The organism is Vibrio ulleungensis (genome assembly GCF_016900875.1).
GTDB classification, from domain to species: domain Bacteria; phylum Pseudomonadota; class Gammaproteobacteria; order Enterobacterales; family Vibrionaceae; genus Vibrio; species Vibrio ulleungensis.
The window spans coordinates 16,388-34,823 of record NZ_JAFEUM010000011.1 but is presented as its reverse complement, the minus strand read 5'-3'; the positions used below and the strand labels follow the sequence as shown (position 1 = coordinate 34,823).

At 44.6% G+C, this 18,436-nt stretch carries 16 protein-coding genes; 8 read left to right on the top strand and 8 right to left on the bottom strand.

Annotated elements, in window-relative coordinates; translation table 11 throughout:
* Positions 1 to 157: 157 nt before the first annotated feature.
* The 3 genes from JQC93_RS18820 (at position 158) to nspC (ending at position 5,529) form a co-directional block, all read left to right on the top strand.
* Positions 158 to 3,049, top strand: a complete 2,892-nt coding sequence (locus JQC93_RS18820; RefSeq protein WP_205159887.1) for a pyridoxal phosphate-dependent class III aminotransferase — start codon at positions 158 to 160, stop codon at positions 3,047 to 3,049.
* 26 nt (positions 3,050 to 3,075) lie between these two features.
* Positions 3,076 to 4,320, top strand: a complete 1,245-nt coding sequence (locus JQC93_RS18815) for a carboxynorspermidine synthase (RefSeq protein ID WP_205159886.1) — start codon at positions 3,076 to 3,078, stop codon at positions 4,318 to 4,320.
* A 75-nt stretch (positions 4,321 to 4,395) separates the two neighbouring features.
* Positions 4,396 to 5,529, top strand: a complete 1,134-nt coding sequence (nspC, locus tag JQC93_RS18810; protein ID WP_205159885.1) for a carboxynorspermidine decarboxylase — start codon at positions 4,396 to 4,398, stop codon at positions 5,527 to 5,529.
* 86 nt (positions 5,530 to 5,615) lie between these two features.
* Here nspC and JQC93_RS18805 read toward each other — a convergent pair whose 3' ends face one another.
* Entirely contained in the window at positions 5,616 to 6,128 is a 513-nt protein-coding gene (locus JQC93_RS18805; protein WP_205159884.1) for a glycine cleavage system protein R, read from the bottom strand.
* 263 nt (positions 6,129 to 6,391) lie between these two features.
* Between JQC93_RS18805 and fabV the strand changes: the two genes are divergently transcribed.
* Positions 6,392 to 7,594, top strand: coding sequence for an enoyl-ACP reductase FabV (fabV, locus tag JQC93_RS18800; RefSeq protein ID WP_205159883.1), 1,203 nt, complete (start codon positions 6,392 to 6,394; stop codon positions 7,592 to 7,594).
* Positions 7,595 to 7,665: 71 nt separating this feature from the next.
* Here the strand turns inward: fabV and JQC93_RS18795 are convergent, their stop codons facing one another.
* Positions 7,666 to 7,929, bottom strand: a complete 264-nt coding sequence (locus JQC93_RS18795; RefSeq protein ID WP_084885559.1) for a GrxA family glutaredoxin — start codon at positions 7,927 to 7,929, stop codon at positions 7,666 to 7,668.
* Between the two features lie 346 nt (positions 7,930 to 8,275).
* On the opposite strand from JQC93_RS18795, the gene JQC93_RS18790 reads away from it, so the two are divergent.
* Positions 8,276 to 9,475 carry an iron-containing alcohol dehydrogenase gene (locus tag JQC93_RS18790; RefSeq protein ID WP_205159882.1) on the top strand — a complete coding sequence of 400 codons (1,200 nt, stop codon included), beginning with the start codon at positions 8,276 to 8,278 and terminating at the stop codon, positions 9,473 to 9,475.
* An 81-nt stretch (positions 9,476 to 9,556) separates the two neighbouring features.
* On the opposite strand, the gene JQC93_RS18785 is transcribed toward JQC93_RS18790, so the two are convergent.
* The 5 genes from JQC93_RS18785 to JQC93_RS18765 form a co-directional block, all read right to left on the bottom strand.
* The gene (locus JQC93_RS18785; RefSeq protein ID WP_205159881.1) at positions 9,557 to 9,715 is read right to left on the bottom strand and encodes a hypothetical protein; all 159 of its coding nucleotides are present in this window, start codon (positions 9,713 to 9,715) and stop codon (positions 9,557 to 9,559) included.
* A 99-nt stretch (positions 9,716 to 9,814) separates the two neighbouring features.
* Positions 9,815 to 10,669: a MurR/RpiR family transcriptional regulator gene (locus JQC93_RS18780; RefSeq protein WP_084885556.1), complete on the bottom strand. Its 855-nt coding sequence runs from the start codon at positions 10,667 to 10,669 to the stop codon at positions 9,815 to 9,817.
* Positions 10,670 to 10,971: 302 nt separating this feature from the next.
* The gene (panP, locus tag JQC93_RS18775) at positions 10,972 to 12,603 is read right to left on the bottom strand and encodes a pyridoxal-dependent aspartate 1-decarboxylase PanP (RefSeq protein WP_205159880.1); all 1,632 of its coding nucleotides are present in this window, start codon (positions 12,601 to 12,603) and stop codon (positions 10,972 to 10,974) included.
* 80 nt (positions 12,604 to 12,683) lie between these two features.
* Positions 12,684 to 13,202, bottom strand: coding sequence for a hypothetical protein (locus JQC93_RS18770; protein WP_205159879.1), 519 nt, complete (start codon positions 13,200 to 13,202; stop codon positions 12,684 to 12,686).
* A 57-nt stretch (positions 13,203 to 13,259) separates the two neighbouring features.
* Positions 13,260 to 14,162, bottom strand: a complete 903-nt coding sequence (locus tag JQC93_RS18765; protein WP_205159878.1) for a lysine exporter LysO family protein — start codon at positions 14,160 to 14,162, stop codon at positions 13,260 to 13,262.
* Positions 14,163 to 14,427: 265 nt separating this feature from the next.
* Here JQC93_RS18765 and JQC93_RS18760 point away from each other — a divergent pair, with 265 nt between their 5' ends.
* On the top strand, positions 14,428 to 15,054 hold the full coding sequence (locus JQC93_RS18760) for a TfoX/Sxy family DNA transformation protein (protein WP_205159877.1): 627 nt from the start codon (positions 14,428 to 14,430) through the stop codon (positions 15,052 to 15,054).
* A 14-nt stretch (positions 15,055 to 15,068) separates the two neighbouring features.
* Here the strand turns inward: JQC93_RS18760 and JQC93_RS18755 are convergent, their stop codons facing one another.
* The gene (locus JQC93_RS18755) at positions 15,069 to 15,611 is read right to left on the bottom strand and encodes a hypothetical protein (RefSeq protein WP_205159876.1); all 543 of its coding nucleotides are present in this window, start codon (positions 15,609 to 15,611) and stop codon (positions 15,069 to 15,071) included.
* 265 nt (positions 15,612 to 15,876) lie between these two features.
* Between JQC93_RS18755 and JQC93_RS18750 the strand changes: the two genes are divergently transcribed.
* Positions 15,877 to 17,130: a DUF945 family protein gene (locus JQC93_RS18750; protein ID WP_205159875.1), complete on the top strand. Its 1,254-nt coding sequence runs from the start codon at positions 15,877 to 15,879 to the stop codon at positions 17,128 to 17,130.
* A gap of 129 nt (positions 17,131 to 17,259) precedes the next feature.
* Positions 17,260 to 18,342, top strand: coding sequence for a 3-phosphoserine/phosphohydroxythreonine transaminase (gene serC / locus JQC93_RS18745; RefSeq protein ID WP_205159874.1), 1,083 nt, complete (start codon positions 17,260 to 17,262; stop codon positions 18,340 to 18,342).
* Positions 18,343 to 18,436 lie beyond the last annotated feature (94 nt).

Sequence of the window (18,436 nt, the reverse complement as noted above, 5' to 3'; positions counted from 1 at the left end):
GTGTCGTACCAAACTGCAGTGTTATCACCGAACCTTGATCGTTCGATCCCCTAGCAAATCTATTTGATTCTAACGCGACTGTTAGCGTTAGTGTTGATCCCCCTGTTTTATCAGTGCTTCAGCTGTATGCGCTGCTGTTTATCCTATAGGTAATTAAATGAGCTCTGCTTTCGAATTCGAAATGTCTTCTTTAGAGAAGGCCTTCCCATTTGCGGTGCCGCAAACCGACGGTTTGTACGATCTTTCTCCTGACCAAATTTTGCTGGATCAACAGCAGCATGAATCTGAAGTGCGGTCTTATCCACGTCGCATTCCCATCGCGATTAAACGCGCTTATGGTGCGCTCGTTGAAGATACTCGTGGGCAAGTCTTTTTAGACTGTCTGGCTGGGGCAGGAACGTTAGCGCTAGGCTATAACCACCCAGAGATCAACCAAGCTCTTAAGGCGCAGTTAGATTCTGGTTTACCGTATCAGACCTTAGATATTACCACGGAAGCGAAAGATACGTTTATTAAGCGAGTTAAAGCGTTTTTGCCTAAAGAGTTTTCCAATAACTCTGCGATACAATTTTGTGGCCCATCAGGTGCTGACGCGGTTGAAGCTGCGATCAAGTTGGCGAAACAAACAACAGGCCGCAACACTATGTTTGCGTTCCGTGGTGCTTATCATGGCATGACAAACGGCACGATGGGAATGATGGGTAACCTTGGTACCAAGGCACGTCGCACCGGTTTGATGTCGGACGTACACTTTATGCCGTTCCCGTATGACCTACGCTGTCCATTTGGTTTAGGCGGTGAAGAGGGTGCTAACGCAGGCATTCGCTATATCGAACGCTTACTCAATGACGATGAAGCTGGGATTATGAAGCCTGCTGCGATCATTGTAGAGCCTGTGCAGGGAGAAGGGGGCGTGATCCCTGCACCTGTACAATGGATGAAAGAGCTTCGTCGAATCTGCGACGAGCACGAAATCCTACTTATTCTAGATGAAATTCAATGTGGTGTTGGTAAAACTGGCTATCGCTTTGCGTTTGAAGAAGCCGGTATTGCGCCTGACATTTTGTGTTTGTCCAAAGCCATTGGCGGTGGACTGCCGATGTCTTTGTTGGTGTTCAAAAAAGAGATTGATACTTGGAATGCAGGCGAGCATACGGGCACATTTCGCGGTAACCAATTAGCGATGGTGTCTGGTGCAAAAGCGCTTGAGATCATTGAGCGTGATAGTTTGGTTGAGCACGCCAACATTGCGGGTAATTATCTACGCATGGGTCTTGAAAGTATTCAAAGCCGCGTGAACTGCATCGCCGATGTGCGTGGTAAAGGTTTGATGCTAGGTGTTGAGATTAAAAACACGCAAGGCAAACTCAATAAATTTGGTGAGCCAATCGCCGATGGCGAGCTTACTCTTGCCATTCAACGCGCCGCACTTGAGCGTGGCCTAATGGTTGAAAAAGGTGGACGCAATGGTTCGGTATTGCGATTTTTGCCACCACTTATTATTAGCTTTGAGCAAATAGACTTTGCTCTACGTGTGATTGAGCAAGCGATTCTTGCTGCTGGTGGCGAGTTAGTTGCACCTTCAGCGGCACACGAAGAGTGGAAAAAGCACTTTATCCAGACTGGTGAAAGAGGCGCAGACGAATTTGCTAAAGTGATGCGTCATACGACTCAGAAACTGAAGCAGGTGTTTGAAGCCGTCGATAAGCCATACTCAGGCTTAGAGCCTAAAGCGTTGGAAGCGGCGATTAATCAAGTAGATTTAGATTCGCATAATTTCGATCTGCAAGACGTAGTGAATGAAACGGCTGAATTGGTGGTTAATCACTCTATCTTTACCCAACACCCAAATTGCATCGCGCATTTGCATACGCCACCGTTAATGCCTTCTATTGTGGCCGAGTCGATCATTGCAGTGCTAAATCAATCCATGGACTCTTGGGATCAAGCTTCTGCGGCTACGTATGTCGAGCAAAAAGTGGTTGATTGGTTGTGTGAGAAATACGAGATGAGCACGGCATCGGACGGCATCATTACCAGTGGCGGGACACAATCTAATCAGATGGGATTGATGTTAGCCCGTGACTGGATTGCTGATTATACCGATGGGCACTCAATTCAAAAACTGGGGCTACCTGATTATGCGAGTAAGTTACGCATTGTATGCTCTGAAAACGCACACTTCACCGTGCAAAAATCTGCGTCGTGGATGGGGCTCGGGGAAAAGGCGGTATTAACCGTTCCAGCTAACCAAGACGGCACGATGAAGGCAGAACTGCTTGAGTCAGTCGTTGCTAACGCAAAAGCAGAAGGTTTGATTCCATTTGCGGTAGTAGGTACAGCGGGTACAACCGACCACGGTGCTATTGATGATCTCGACACAATCGCTCAAGTCGCTTCTTTGCATAATTTATGGATGCATGTTGACGGTGCTTACGGCGGCGCGTTGATATTTAGCCAAGCTAAGCCTCGTTTAAAAGGCATTGAAAAAGCGTCGTCGATTAGTGTTGATTTTCACAAACTGTTCTACCAAACAATCAGTTGTGGCGCTCTATTGGTCAATGACAAGTCGAACTTTAAGTTCTTATTGCACCATGCGGATTATCTGAATCGTGAACACGATGAGTTGCCAAACTTAGTGGATAAGTCTATTGCTACAACTAAGCGATTTGATGCTCTCAAAGTGTTTATGACGATGCAAAATGTAGGCGCACACGAGTTGGGTCGCATGTATGACCACCTATTAGATCAGACCCTGCAAGTTGCAGAGCTCGTTAATCAAAACGAACACTTTGAGCTGTTGGCAAAACCAAGCTTGTCGACAGTGCTCTTTAGAGCGACACATGGATCCATGGATTCGTTGGATGCACTGAATCAAAACGTTCGCATCCAAGCATTGGTGCGCGGCGTAGCAGTGCTGGGTGAAACCGTCATAGCGGGTAAAACAGCCCTTAAGTTAACGATTCTTAACCCCTGTTTGACTCTGTCAGACTTTGAACAATTATTAAACGACATCGATGCGTTAGCTCTTGAACTGAACGCTTCTTGAGTGAACAAGTATAGGAAATAAAAAACATGGCAATTCTTCAAATTGGTGCGGGCGGCGTTGGTTGGGTTGTGGCGCATAAAGCGGCGCAAAACAACGACGTACTGGGTGATATTACAATCGCATCTCGCACAGTGTCGAAGTGTGAAAAAATCATTGAATCAATTAATAAAAAGAACAACTTAAAAGATTCAACTAAAAAACTAGACGCTCGCGCAGTAAACGCAGACGATGTAGAAGCGTTGGTTGCGCTGATCAAAGAAGTTAAGCCTGATCTCGTGATCAATGCAGGGCCTCCTTGGGTCAACATGACGATCATGGAAGCGTGCTATCAAGCGAAAGTAAACTACTTGGATACGTCTGTAGCGGTGGATTTATGCTCGGAAGGCCAGCAGGTTCCTCAAGCGTACGATTGGCAGTGGGGATACCGTGAAAAGTTTGAACAAGCGGGTATCACTGGAATTCTTGGTGCGGGATTTGATCCAGGTGTGGTGTCGGTCTTTGCTGCTTATGCCGTTAAGCATTTGTTTGATGAGATAGACACCATCGATGTGATGGACGTTAATGCTGGCGACCACGGTAAAAAGTTTGCAACCAACTTCGATCCTGAAACCAATATGTTAGAGATCCAAGGTGACTCTTTCTACTGGGAAAACGAAGAGTGGAAACAGGTACCTTGTCACTCACGTATGTTGGAGTTTGATTTTCCGCTCGTTGGAAAGCACAAAGTGTACTCTATGGCACACGATGAAGTTCGCTCAATGCAAGAGTTCATCCCTGCTAAGCGCATTGAATTTTGGATGGGTTTTGGTGATCAATACCTCAATTACTTTAACTGCATGCGTGATATTGGCCTATTGAGCCCGGATCCTCTTACGCTGCACGATGGCACTGTCGTTCAGCCGCTGCACGTACTTAAGGCGCTGCTGCCTGATCCTACTTCGTTGGCTCCTGGGTATACAGGTAAAACCTGTATCGGTACTTGGGTTCAAGGGCAAAAAGACGGTAAGCCGCGTAGCGTATTTATTTACAATAATGCCGATCACGAAGTTGCTTATGAAGATGTAGAGCATCAAGCCATTTCATACACAACCGGTGTTCCTGCTATTACTGCGGCATTACAATTTTTCCGTGGCAAGTGGGCAGACAAGGGTGTGTTCAACATGGAGCAACTCGACCCGGATCCGTTCCTAGAAACCATGCCAGAAATTGGTTTGGATTGGCACGTACAAGAACTCGATGTTGCGCAGCCAGACATCAAAATCTTGAAATAATAAAACCCAAGACTCAAACTAAAGCCGATGCAGTGCATCGGCTTTTTCCTTACAACGACTCCTAGACATATTCCTATGAACGATACCACCATAAAAACGCCCTATTTTATGATTGATGAGCAGAAGCTTGTCGCCAACCTTGATAAAGCAAAGCAACTAAAAGAGCTCTCTGGTGTGAAGCTTGTATTAGCGCTTAAGTGTTTTTCGACTTGGGGCGTGTTTGACATCATAAAACCCTATTTAGATGGCACCACTAGTAGTGGTCCCTATGAGGTTAAGCTAGGTCACGAAACCTTTGGTGGAGAGACACATGCGTACAGCGTGGGGTACAGCGAACAAGATGTATTAGACGTTGCCGATGTTTGTGACAAAATGATCTTTAACTCGCAATCGCAGTTGGCGGCTTATCGTCATCTGGTTGAAGGTAAGGCATCCATTGGCCTTCGTCTTAACCCTGGTGTGAGCTACGCCGGACAGGATTTGGCGGATCCCGCTAGAGCATTTTCCCGCCTAGGGGTGCAGGCAAACCATATTCAAGCAGACGCATTGGCGAGCGTTGAGGGTGTGATGTTTCACATGAACTGTGAAAATAAGGATGTGGATGCATTTATCACATTGCTTGATTCTATCTCAGAGCAATTCGGCCAATACTTAGACGCAATGAGCTGGGTGAGTCTAGGTGGAGGTGTCTTCTTTACTTGGCCTGGTTATGACATCCCAAAATTGGCTGCTGCGTTAAAGGCGTTTTCTGACAAACACGGTGTGCAACTGTATTTGGAGCCAGGTGAGGCAATCATTACTAAAACCACCGATCTCGTAGTCACCGTAGTTGATATCGTAGATAACCATAAAAAGACGGCGATTGTTGATTCTGCTACTGAAGCGCACAGACTTGATACGCTGATTTACGATGAGCCTGCGTCGATATTAGAAGCTGACGAACAGGGCGAGCACGAATATGTGATCGGCTCATGTTCTTGTTTAGCGGGTGACCAATTTTGTGAAACTCGCTTTAATGAGCCACTAAATATCGGTCAGCGTCTGCACATATTAGACAGTGCGGGTTATACCATGGTAAAACTTAACTGGTTTAATGGTCTACGGATGCCGTCGGTGTACTGCAAACGTGGCAATGGCGACATTGAGAAACTGAACGAATTTGATTATAACGACTTTAAACGCTCACTATCTCAATGGAGCGTGAGCTAGCTCTTCAAATAAAACACGCCATATCTGAGGACAACTTCAGATATGGCGTAATTGCACAGCTATTAGCGGTGAGGCTTCGTAGTGAGTTAAGTTGTGATGATCACACGAGTATCTTCGCTCAGTGACTCCAATTCATTGGTAATATCGTCGATGCTGATCTGGCTCGGTATTTGTATTGCGACTTGAGCGCTAAATAAGCTCGAACTCACGCCGCCGCCGCCGGCAACAAAGACTCGGTGACAATCCATATCGACAATGTGTATTCCCTGATCGTCCAGAACCTGAGTGATTTCATTGACGATACCCGCTCGATCATTCGCATCGATACGTAAGCTAAATATCTCGCTTTTCGCATGCATAGAAGCGTTTGAATCTACGAATTGAACAATGAGATCTTTATAGTCACAGAAGGCGTTTTTTACCGTTTCTTCATTTTGTTTCGGTAGATTAATTTTCACCACTGCTGCGACTTGATCTTCAATAAAATTCACTTTACTTATTAGCCACTTGCCGCCATTTTCATGAGTAATTGCGGTAAGTTCTTTAATGGTGGCTGGGGTCGCCTTACCAATAAAATTGACAATGAATGTAGTGTCCATGGTGAATTCCTCCATACAGCCCGAGTGAATGTTTTAATTTTGGGTCTATTTTTAGTGTAGAGGCTAAAAACGGCATTCGCGTGATATGCATCAATTTTAGAGACTAATTTCGGGCATTTGAGACATCAATACCGGTTTTTGGGCTTAAGATTCCACTATTGAGTGCTCCAACCACTTCACATTTCGCCTATATTGAGAAGATTTAGGGTGCGAAACTGCATAGGAATCATTATCCTAAGGCAGAAATTTTAAGGAACCGAACAATGATTATTAAACCTCGAATTCGTGGATTTATTTGTACCACTACTCATCCAGTAGGGTGTGAAGCAAACGTAAAACAACAAATCGCCTACACAAAAGCGCAGGGTAAGATCAAAAACGCACCGAAACGAGTGCTGGTAATTGGCTCGTCAAGCGGTTACGGCCTTTCTTCTCGAATCGCAGCAGCTTTTGGCGGTGATGCATCTACTATTGGCGTCTTTTTTGAAAAAGAAGGCACTGAGCGTAAGCCAGGTACCGCAGGTTTTTACAACGCCGCAGCGTTCGACAAACTTGCAACAGAAGCTGGTTTGTATTCTAAAAGCTTAAATGGTGATGCGTTCTCGCATGACGCTAAGCAAAAAACCATCGATCTTATCAAACAAGACCTAGGTCAGATTGATATGGTCGTCTATTCATTAGCTTCTCCGGTTCGTAAACTGCCTGATAGCGGCGAGTTGATTCGCTCGGCCCTTAAGCCTATCGGCGAAACGTATACTGCAACAGCGGTAGATACCAACAAAGACGCAATCATCGAAGCGAGCGTTGAACCAGCGACGGAACAAGAGATTGCCGACACTGTTACCGTTATGGGTGGAGAAGATTGGGAACTGTGGTTAGACGCATTAGCGAAAGCGGATGTGTTAGCACCTGCATGCAAAACCGTAGCCTATAGCTATATAGGTACTGAGCTTACCTGGCCAATCTACTGGGATGGTGCTCTTGGCCGTGCGAAAATGGACCTTGATCGAGCAGCCGCCGCTCTTAACGAGAAGTTATCAGCAACCGGTGGTAGTGCTAACGTTGCCGTTCTTAAATCAGTTGTGACACAAGCAAGCTCTGCGATCCCAGTCATGCCTTTATATATCGCGATGGTGTTTAAGAAAATGCGCGAAGAAGGTGTTCACGAGGGATGCATGGAGCAAATCTATCGTATGTTTAGTCAACGTCTTTATAAAGAAGACGGTAGTGCAGCAGAAGTGGACGATAAAAATCGCCTACGTCTCGACGATTGGGAGCTTCGCGAAGATATCCAGAAACACTGTCGTGAACTATGGCCTCAAGTGACTACTGACAATCTTAAAGAACTTACTGATTACGTTGAGTATAAAGAAGAGTTTTTAAGCTTGTTTGGTTTTGGTGTCGATGGCGTTGATTACGAAGCGGATGTTGATACTCAAGTCGCTCACAGCTTTATTCAAATCTAGCCACATTAGCTATAAAAAAAGCGGGTCTTGAAATATCAAGACCCGCTTTTTATTGCCTATAAATCAGAAGATTAGTCGAAAAGACCTAAATTGTCTTTTGCGTAGGCTTCAAATTCAGTGCATCCACCAATGTGGTCTTGGTCGATGAAGATTTGCGGTACAGTTTCAACAGGCTTACCAACGGTTTTTTCTAGGTCAGCTTTAGAAATGCCTTCAGCATGTATGTCCACATAGCGGAAGTTAAAATCGTCACGCTTTTCTTTAAGCGTTTCTGCGTGCTCTTTAGCACGAACACAAAATGGGCAACCAGGGCGACCAAAAATAACAACAAACATTAAATTTCCTTCCTATGTGGAGTGTTAATTCCCATTGTACCGATGCTCGATTCAATAGCAAAACTTGTTAAATCTATCGATGTGATAGGCAAAACCAATCTATAATCAGGCTGTACTTACACACGATATAAGAGATTATTCTAATGATGTGGGCAAGTGAGTTGGTTTACAACGGTATATATAAAAAAAATTGTATGTCATCAACTCATTTTACAGCTGCTGGGTATTACTTAACTGGTTTATAATTTCATGGCACTAATAGTGTGCAATAATTGAACTAGATCAATACCTAATCAACTAAAGCTCGTCACTCTATATTGGTGTCATTCGCACAAAAGGGAGTACTATGTTTCAGTTCATGACGTCCACACGGATCATCTTTGGGGAAGGAGCGTACCAAAACTCTCTTTCTACTCTCAATCAGTTTGGTTACTCGGTGCTGCTGATCACAGGTAAAGACCTGAACCGAGCCCAGCCACTCATCAACTATATCCATTCTCAAAATATGCGTTATCAGCACATATCGATCTCTGCTGAACCGCAAATTACAATGGTGGAAGAGACAGCCACACTGGCGCGTAAATTTAGACCTGACATGGTGGTAGCGATTGGTGGCGGTAGCGCTATCGATATGGGTAAAGCGCTTGCAGCACTTATACCAAACAGTGGCAGTTTATACGACTATGTTGAAGTCGTTGGCCGTAATGTCCCTCTAAAAACCAAACCACTGCCATTTATTGCTATTCCTACCACCGCTAGTACGGGGTCGGAAGTCACGAAAAACGCAGTGCTCAAATCCAATCAAGATCAAGTTAAAGTGAGCCTGCGAAGTCCAGACATGTTAGCGGACGTTGCAATTGTCGACCCAATGTTGACCTATGGAACCGATGCTTACACCTCAGCTCGAGGTGCCTTGGATGCATTTACACACTTGATGGAAGCCTATGTATGTGGCGAGCCCAATCCTTTAACCGATATGATATGTGAAGAGGGTTTAAGACGGATTTCCGCATCCATTGTGGCGGGGTGTCGACAAGACAACCCACGAGCTCGCTCGGATCTCTCCTTTGCAGCAATGCTTGGAGGAATGGCCATAACCAATGCTAAGTTGGGGGCCGCGCATGGACTTGCGTCCGCTTTAGGAGGGAAAATCGCTGCACCACATAGTGTGATCTCTTCAAGGCTTGCTCCATATGTTATGCAAGAGAACATCAAGGCGGCTAAGTCTGCGGGACGAAACGATCTGTTGACTCGCTACCGCACTATCGCAAAATTACTGACGGGTCGGGAAGATGCCAGTCATAGTGATGGGGTCGAGTGGGTTAAAGCCATGTTAGCCAAGCTCGATATCCCAGAGCTCACCGAATTTGGCTTGTGTGATACGTCGTTTAACTCCGTTAGCCAAGACGCAATGAAAACTGTGGCGATTAAAGGGAATCCACTCCCGCTCACCCAAGAACGCTTGGAATATATATTGAGTCAGGTGTGCCAGTGTCATCAAACGTCACCCGTAAAAGGTGATGTTGAAGATGCAGTGTCAGAATAGGTTATTCAGGACAGAATTAGACTAGGCGATAAATCAAAAAGGAGCGAAGTGCTCCTTTTTTGTATATTACGACAAGAGAGTTTAGAACGCGGAAATTACTCTCGCTTTACTGCACTCTACTGGATATTGCTCTTGTACTACATCAAATGTGCTACACACCATCGCGAGCGCGTTATCGTTATTCAAAACGATCAAAACGAGTACGGCGACTATCACCAATACAGTTAATACTATTTTCATCACTTTATTACGCTCCTTGTAATCATTGTGAATGGTTCAGTATAGGGATAAATGGGCAAAGATAAAAAAAGGCGCTGCTGCGCCTTTTTAAGTTGTTGTCTAGTAATGCGAGTCTTTGTCGTAACGCGAGTCTTTCAAGGCGTCTTTTACGCGTCTCAAATTTTCTCTAAAGCCAGTACCACGTCGCAGGGTAAACCCAGTTGCTAGGACGTCAATGACCGTCATCTGTACGATGCGGCTTGCCATTGGCATGTAAACGTCAGTATCTTCTGGAATTTCCAATGTGATTGATAGTGAACTGGCTTTATCGAGTGGTGAGTCTTTCGCTGTAATAGCGATAACTGTAGCGCCATTGTCGCGCGCGAGATTGGCGATTTCTACCGTACTCTTGGTGCGGCCAGTATGAGAAATCAAGACAACCACATCATTATCGGTGCAATTTATGCAGCTCATACGTTGCATAACTACATCGTCGAAGCGTGCAATCGGGATATTAAAACGAATAAACTTATTCTGAGCGTCTTTAGCAACCGATGATGATGCTCCTTGACCAAAAAAGGAGATGCGCTTCGCCTGAGTCAATAGATCAACGGCGCGATTTACTTGCATTGGATCAAGGCTGTTTTTTGCCACATCCAAGCACGCCATAGTTGATTCAAAGATCTTATGTGTATAGGCATCTGGGCCATCGTCTTCTTCGACATTTCGATTCACATAAGGGGTCCCGTTTGCAAGACTTTGTGCCAGATGCAATTTAAAGTCTGGAAACCCTTTGGTGTCTAAGCGACGACAAAATCGGTTTACTGTAGGTTCACTAACATCAGCAAGTTTTGCAAGTGTGGCAATACTAGAGTGGATTGCGGTTTGCGGAGAAGCCAATATGACTTCAGCAACTTTACGTTCACTCTTACTGAAATTCTCGAGATTCTTTTGAACTTTTTCTAATGTATTCATAGCTCTATCGGTCTTGGTCTCGGGCATATCAACCAAATACGGTAGGGCGTATAAAGCTGACGTGTATCTTTCGAGTATAAACCCAATAGCACAGCGAGGTGTAATAAAACCTAAATAATGAAGGGGCTATTTCCCTATAATATGACTAAGTTCAAACAAAACTTTCAGTTTTGGAAATTCTTCGATTAAATTTTCAGCATTTAGCGGCTTAACTTGCCCAGTTTTGACGTGTTACTTACCGATAAAGGAAATTAAATTTCAGGTATTGAATGTAAGCTGTTTGTTTTTTTCATTTAGCAGCATTATTTACAGAGGCATCGTAACTTATCCATAAAATAGCCGAACTCCTGACCCAATTCTTGTTGCTCAGTAATGATGCTGTCTAAAATCGCTTCTGTTGTAAGTGGGTTTGCCAGTACGACCCTGAATACATTAATAGATTGTTGATGATACTGATGCGGGTTTAACGTCGTTCTTGATACAAAAGAGCGGCCATTCTCACGCTGGCGCTTTTGAAGCGCAATGGTGAAGTCGTTCAGCAAACTGTTTATGCGCTGCTTTTCTTGTAAATTTGCTACACGCAATTTTTGTTGTACGAATGCAGGGACAAAGCGATAGGTAAGCAGGCACAATTCAGGCTCAGTCACCAATTCGAAATCTGGATGATCTTTGATGAGTTTCGCAAAGTAGTGGGCTTTTTCGATACTTTGATTGATCAAAAGCTCGTAGCCTGGTCGACTGATGATGTGCATGCTTGAATAAAGCAGCATAGCCATACCGGAGCGAGAGCCCTCTAATGTGTGAGCGCCCAAATCTTTGGAGCCTTTACGAAGAATATATGCAGCGTGGTGCTCGACACTGGTCATATCGTTGGGGTTTTTAAACACCACGAGACCCGCACCCATTGGGATGTACAGCTGTTTGTGAGCATCAATTGTCACGGAGTCAGCTTGCTCAATCCCTTTTAGTAGGTGACGGTATTGATTAGACATCAGTGTTGCGCCACCCCATGCTGCATCGACGTGGAAATGGATCTGATGCTGCTGGCATACGGCGGCAATTTCGTCCAAAGGATCGACATTACCTGTTTCTGTGGTACCTGCGATACCTACAACCGCCAGCGGTCGAATGTTATTTTGTTTTAACTCCTCAAGCTGCAGTTTAAGTGCTGGGATAGAGAGTTTGTTGTGCTCGTCGGTGTCTATTGCGATGACATTTTTTCGACCTATGCCAAGCACGTCAGCTGATTTACTTAAAGAGTAGTGACCACGGCTAGACACCAATATCGCAGTATCATCAAAACCGTAGTGTCGAAGTGCTGCAACCATCCCATCTTGTGTCACACCGCCGAATCCTTCACAAGGGGCAAACAGTTTGTTTCTCGCAACCCACAGAGCAGTAATATTGGCAATGGTGCCACCGGAGCAAAATGCGCCTAACGAGTGTTGAGCACTGTGCATCCAGCGCTGATAAAATGGTTCGTCTTGCTGATAAACAAGATTGTGCATCATACCTAACACTTGACGCTCTAACGGAGTGAATGCCTTACTGGTTTCGATCTTTACCAGATTTTGATTGAGTGCAATCATGATTTTTGACAGAGGCATCAGGTAATAAGGCAGTGCCGATGTCATGTGCCCAATAAAGCTTGGCGCCGCTGTATGAACCGAATGCGCCACCAGGTTATCCATCAAGTGCTCGGTATGTTCGGAAACAAACTCTGGCATTTCTGGAATGTGCGCGTTGGCGAATCGATGTTCTATTTCACTGAGCGGTTTTTCTTCAGCAACGATGGCCTCTTTTAGAAACTCATTAAGGTTGCCCGAGAGTTTCTCTTCGATCTGAGTTAGGGTCGAATCTGGCCCCTCAGGAATAGTGAATATCCTAAGTAGACTATCAAAGTTAACGAGAGCAGAACGATGGGTGGCATTCATAGAGCGTTTAGACTTGCTGGAAGTGAAACAAGGCGAAACAATTTAGCGGAAAAGTGCTAGTTTGTCTCGCCATTTTTTGCCTAGTCGCAGGAAATTTCAGCTGCGGCAGTGACTTGACTGTTATACGCATCCAAAGGCGCAGCGATAGCAGCAGGGTCGCTGAGGATATCGGCGAATGCGCTGCGCAACTCATAATTTTGCGTATGAGGCGTGCGTTGTCGCTCTTCAAAGCTTAATTTTGCAGCGTCGCCGAGCGCATCGGTGCGCTCTGTGAGTGCTTTAATATCTTGTTGTGATAACTGTAACCATGACTCAACGGGTAACGCGGTGTTGACTTTACTTGAACCGCTTTGCAAGTAGTATTCAACGGCGAGTTGATTCAATTCGAAGTGATGAATACGCTCTTCGACATACCATTGGCTCACTTCTGCGAGATCAGGGTCATGTGCCGTTGCCAGATCTGACAGCTGTTTGTACCACGATATCGAGGCGTTTACGTAAGCTTGATATTTGTCGGTTAGGCATTGCGTATCAGCTGCAAATGAAGACGAGCTGAAGGCAACAATTAAGGGCAGTAGGGGCTTCCACGAAATTTTCATACAACGTTCCTTTTGTTTTGCGCTCACCATATCAAATTTCTGGTTCATAGACTAAACCTATCCTCCTAAACTCACAAAAAATAGCATAAAAAAGGGCACTGCTAGGCTGAGTAAGAATCCACTGACAATTGCGACAGGGACACAACGAATCCCTCCGCTTGCTTGGATCACGGGCAAGGTAAAGTCCATTGCGGTTGCACCAGCGTATCCGATTGCAGTGGCAGGTTTTCGGATCATAAAAAACGGAATCAGTACCAGCGCAACCAGCTCTCGGCCAAGCTCGATGATAAAGGATGCGCCACCGTATACCGGGCCCAAATGGTCGGTCATTAAAATACCTGCCAGTGAATACCATCCAAACCCTGATGACAATGCGAGTGCCTTGTGCACGGGGATGTCTAAAACAACACTGCAGGCTATACCGCCTAACCATGAACTTAATGCCACAGTCACAGCGATTAAGATTCCGTTACGGTTAACAAATATCTGCTTTAAGCTCATTCCACTGTTGCCCAGTTCGATTCCAATTAGGAACAGCAGCAGCATCAAAATGACTTCATTAAGACTGTCTAGCCAAGTTATCGGCTGTTGAATGGCAAGCCCAAGCAAGAACCCACCGCCAACCACAACGATCAGTTTAAGTGATTCTAGCGCCATTTTCCCCAATGGCAGTTGCTTGAGCTGTGCTTGTGTAACGATATCAATGTGATGATTTAAAAAATGCAATGCAACCAAGTTACTCACTGACAATACGGCAAAGAATATGAATGAGAAATGACCGATTTGCGCTAGATTTTGCGCAAGGTTATCCAGTTGTGCAATCGACAAACCCATTAACGCCAAAATAAGATAAATGATGCGCTGAGTGGCTTTAGAGACAACGGGTATCGAACTTCTTGGTACGGGAACGAAAAAACCAATAAAAAGAGGCAAAAATATGAGCAACATGCTCCAGAACATGTGAAATCCTTGTAGTAAAACGTCCATCAAAAAGAGTGCGTGCGGCTTGAAGCGACACATTAACGCTGAACATTGATGATGGCAAGAGGAGTTAGGGTCCCGTTTTCACAGAACTTTTTAGGAATTTGGGAGTGGGCGCTACTTTGGTGTGCAACGTTTTACAACTCGATTAAGAAAATAGGCAATTAGGTCCCAACTTCACACTCTAACCCAGTGAATTGTTCTCGCTGAGTTAGCTTTAACCTTTTGGCAAGTTGGAGACAGTATGCAAAAGCAATTGGACAATTACCTATGTCATTGTTTGGCGCAACAATCGATAAAATTTAAAGCAATGTTTGGTGGAATTGGACTGTTTTATCATCGAGCAATGTTTGTGTTGATTGATGAACATCGAGTGTATCTAAGAGGTGGCGGTGCTCTAAATGCATCCTTTGAGCGTTACCAATGTGTGCGTTATACGCAGGTTAAAAAAACCGTGAGAGTGGCGGTTGATTATTACGATGTAACGGAGATTTTTCAAAAAGACCGGGCGTTATTTATGCAGTTAGAGGCACTAGCCAAACATCAATCTCGAGTTGACAAAGTAGGCGTTAAGCACAAAGAAAAGCGCATACGTGACCTGCCCAATATGCGACTCACTTTAGAGAGGATGGTCACTAAATCTGGTGTCAGTGACATTGAATCTTTTAGAGAGTTAGGTGCAGTAGAAGTGTATCGCAGAGTCGAAGCGATTTATGGGCAACAAGTTAATGACGCTCTTTTGTTCAAATTTGCTGGTGCGCTTCAAGGTGTCCACTGGCAGTTGTTGTCCGATGAATGCAAAGAGGAATTGAGCGTCTCGCTGTCACGCACGCATAAAAAAGCCGCGTCTAATAACGCGGCTGATCACTAATTCATTATCTATGCTTAAAAGTTGAAGCGAGTAGTAAGCATGAATTGGTTATCGTAGATATCGTTGATCATACCTTGGAAACCGATTGAAAATAACTCAGTAGCATGGAAGCGGCCGTACACGCTACCAATAACATCTTCTTTGTCGAAGATAGATAGGTAACCAACGTTACCACCAACCTCAAACTGTGGACCAAGCCATTGACGCACACCTAAGTTGATTTCCATACCGGTATCGGTGGTGTGAGTTTCAGTAGCAGCAACGCGAAGTGCCATTAAGCCAGTAAGATCCGCCCAGTTATTAATTGGAGCGTGAAAGCCAAGACCAACTTTAGAGTTAAAATCATCGTCTAGCTTAGAGTCGATTGAAGCCAAAAAGTGAGCGTTGGGGTGGATAGACTTACTGATACCAGCACCGAATGTTAGAGGTGCCATACCGATACGAGCATCGAAGTAGTCGTAATTGAAGTTGCTCATGGTGGTAGGCATTTCAGCAGCGTAGGCAGAAGTACCAAATACTGTGCCAATGGCTAAAGTTGCGATAAGAATTTTGCGCATAATTTGTATAACCCGTTTTCGTTATATCCTTGGCTGATGGTCCATTTTTTACCTTCGCCAGCTTTATCCCTGCACTATAAAGGAAACTTGCCTTTGGTACTACCATTTTTAGCGCCACAATGACGGTAAAAAGGTGACTTTCTGTCCATAGTATTTAAAGGCTGACTGACTCGATAGGGCTAAAAGAGATGATTTTTAAGGTGTAATTTGGGCCGGCTTTGCTTACACTAATGCCAACTATTTTCTGTGAAGTAAGCGAAAGTTAATGAAATCTCTTAAGTTTTATGGCGCTGTTGGCGGTGGAATTGCACTATTAGGTTGTTGGCCACTCGCGGTTGGGCAAATAGCCCACACAGCCTTTGACGATTTAGTGACTTCCATTGATAACAGTAATGTTTCTATAGAACTAATTGATTATCAAAGAGGCTATTTGTCATCAGAGGCGACCACAAAAGTGGTGGTAGAAGCCGAGCTGGCGAAACAGCAACTTCAAGATTTAGGGTTACCTACAGAATTTTTACTCACTCACGATATTGTGCATGGACTCATTTCTGTTACTTCTGATTCGACAATTCAAAACTGGGACAGCGATGCGCTCGTCATTGAATCCAAGACGCTATTAAATGGTGCGACCGATATTCACTTAGCCTATTCAAATGCGTTTAGTGTGATGCTAGAAGACAGTGCAGTTCTGACTATCCCATCTTGGCAGGTGAAGGGGAGCGTTGAGCCCAATCAGACCATTCAATACGAAATTGCCTCGCCTTCAATTAGAGTACAGGACGATTTCGGTGCAGAGTTAGAGTTTGCTGACATTGAGGTAACCGCTGACGGCGTGTTTGATAATCAACTTTGGCTTGGTAATCAAAAGTTTACGATTGGCAGCGTAACATTCAATGAACCAGAGTCTGGCTTCAATGCCCAGGTTAGCGGCATTAATTATGACTTTTCAACCTCTTTTGACGATGAAACTAATACTTATGGTACTGCATACAAACTCGATGTCGAACAGTTGAAGAATATTGACATTGAAGCAAACAATATTGTTGTTGCTATGAACGCTGGAGGCTTTGATTCGAACGCCGTGAATAGGCTTGCTGAACTATCTAGCGGTAACGCATTAACTGATCAACAAACCGCTGAAATGTTCGACACTCTTGTCTTGCTACTTGCAAACGGTCTATCGCTGGAACAAGAGCAGCTTAGTTTTGAACTTGGTGGTGGCAGTGTGAGCTCCACATGGCAATTAAATTGGCCTGAGCAAGCATCGAGCACAGATATCTACGAGATGCTTATCGCGGTAGATGGTGGCTTTAGTGCATACGTCACCAAACCACTGGTTGAGTCGTTTCCTATGCTTGAACAAGTTATTGATGAGCTGATGATCATGGAGATAATGACCGATGATGGCCAAGGGTATCAATTACAAGGCGTAATCAAAGATGGCAATGTCATGTTTGAAAACGGTCAACAAATCCCACTACTTATGCTTGCGATGGCGGTTTTAAGTAATGCCTAAATAGCGTGAGTGGATAAATTCAAACGGATTAACAAAGTGAGGTGTTTTCGCCTCACTTTTTTCTTTTTTATAGTTTGGAAAAATGCTATTTATGGTGAATAAGTTTGCAATTTAATGAGTAGAGAGGTCATGGAAGAGATTTATAACTTTAGTGCAGGCCCTGCGGCACTTCCAAAAGCGGTTATGCAACAAGCGCAAAGCGAGTTTATTGATTGGCAAGGGTTAGGGACATCAGTAATGGAGATCAGTCACCGCAGTGCTGAATTCATTAAAGTCGCTGAGGACGCTGAGCGTGACTTACGTGAGCTGTTGTCGGTTCCTGACAACTATAAAGTTTTATTTTGCCAAGGTGGAGCACGCGCCCAATTTGCAGCGGTTCCTCTAAACCTGCTTGGCGACAAAAAGAAAGCACTCTATGTGGACGCTGGGTATTGGGCTCAAAGTGCTATTGCAGAGGCAAAGAAGTATTGTGAGCCTGTAGTACTGGATGCTAAGGAGCTAGTGGATGGAAAAGTCTCGATTACCCCAGCGGAAAAATGGGAATCATCCAACGAGTTTGCCTATTTACATTTTTGCCCAAATGAAACAATTGATGGAGTAGAAATTAACGATCTTCCTGTCACAGATCTGCCAATCGTCGCCGATATGTCTTCGACTATTTTGTCACGACGCATAGATGTATCGAAGTACGGTGTTATTTATGCCGGTGCGCAGAAAAATATTGGACCTTCAGGGCTTACTTTAGTGATTGTGCGCGATGACTTACTAGACCGAAGTGACGTAAAAACGCCGTCTGTATTGAGCTATAAAACCCTTGCTGAAAAGGACTCGATGTTCAACACGCCACCGACCTTTGCGTGGTACTTGTCTGGCCTAGTGTTCAAATGGCTAAAGCAAATGGGTGGGCTAGAAGTGATGGAAGCGTTGAATATTGAAAAAGCGGCGCTTCTTTATGACGCAATTGATGCGTCTGAGTTTTACGTAAACAATGTTGCGAGCGACAACCGTTCTAAAATGAACGTTCCGTTCCAGTTGGCAAAACCTGAGCTCGATGGGTTGTTTCTTGAGCAAGCAACTGCGAAAGGTCTTGTGTCACTAAAAGGGCATCGTGCCGTTGGCGGTATGCGCGCTTCTATTTACAATGCTATGACCCTTGAAGGTGTTCAAGCATTGGTAGATTTTATGCACCAATTCGAGCAACAACATGCGTAACGTGCAATAAACAGTGAAAAAGGTGCTCATAGAGCACCTTTTTTTTGATTTATGCTGCGGTCTAAGTTTAGCTAAACCTGCAGATAAACAAACA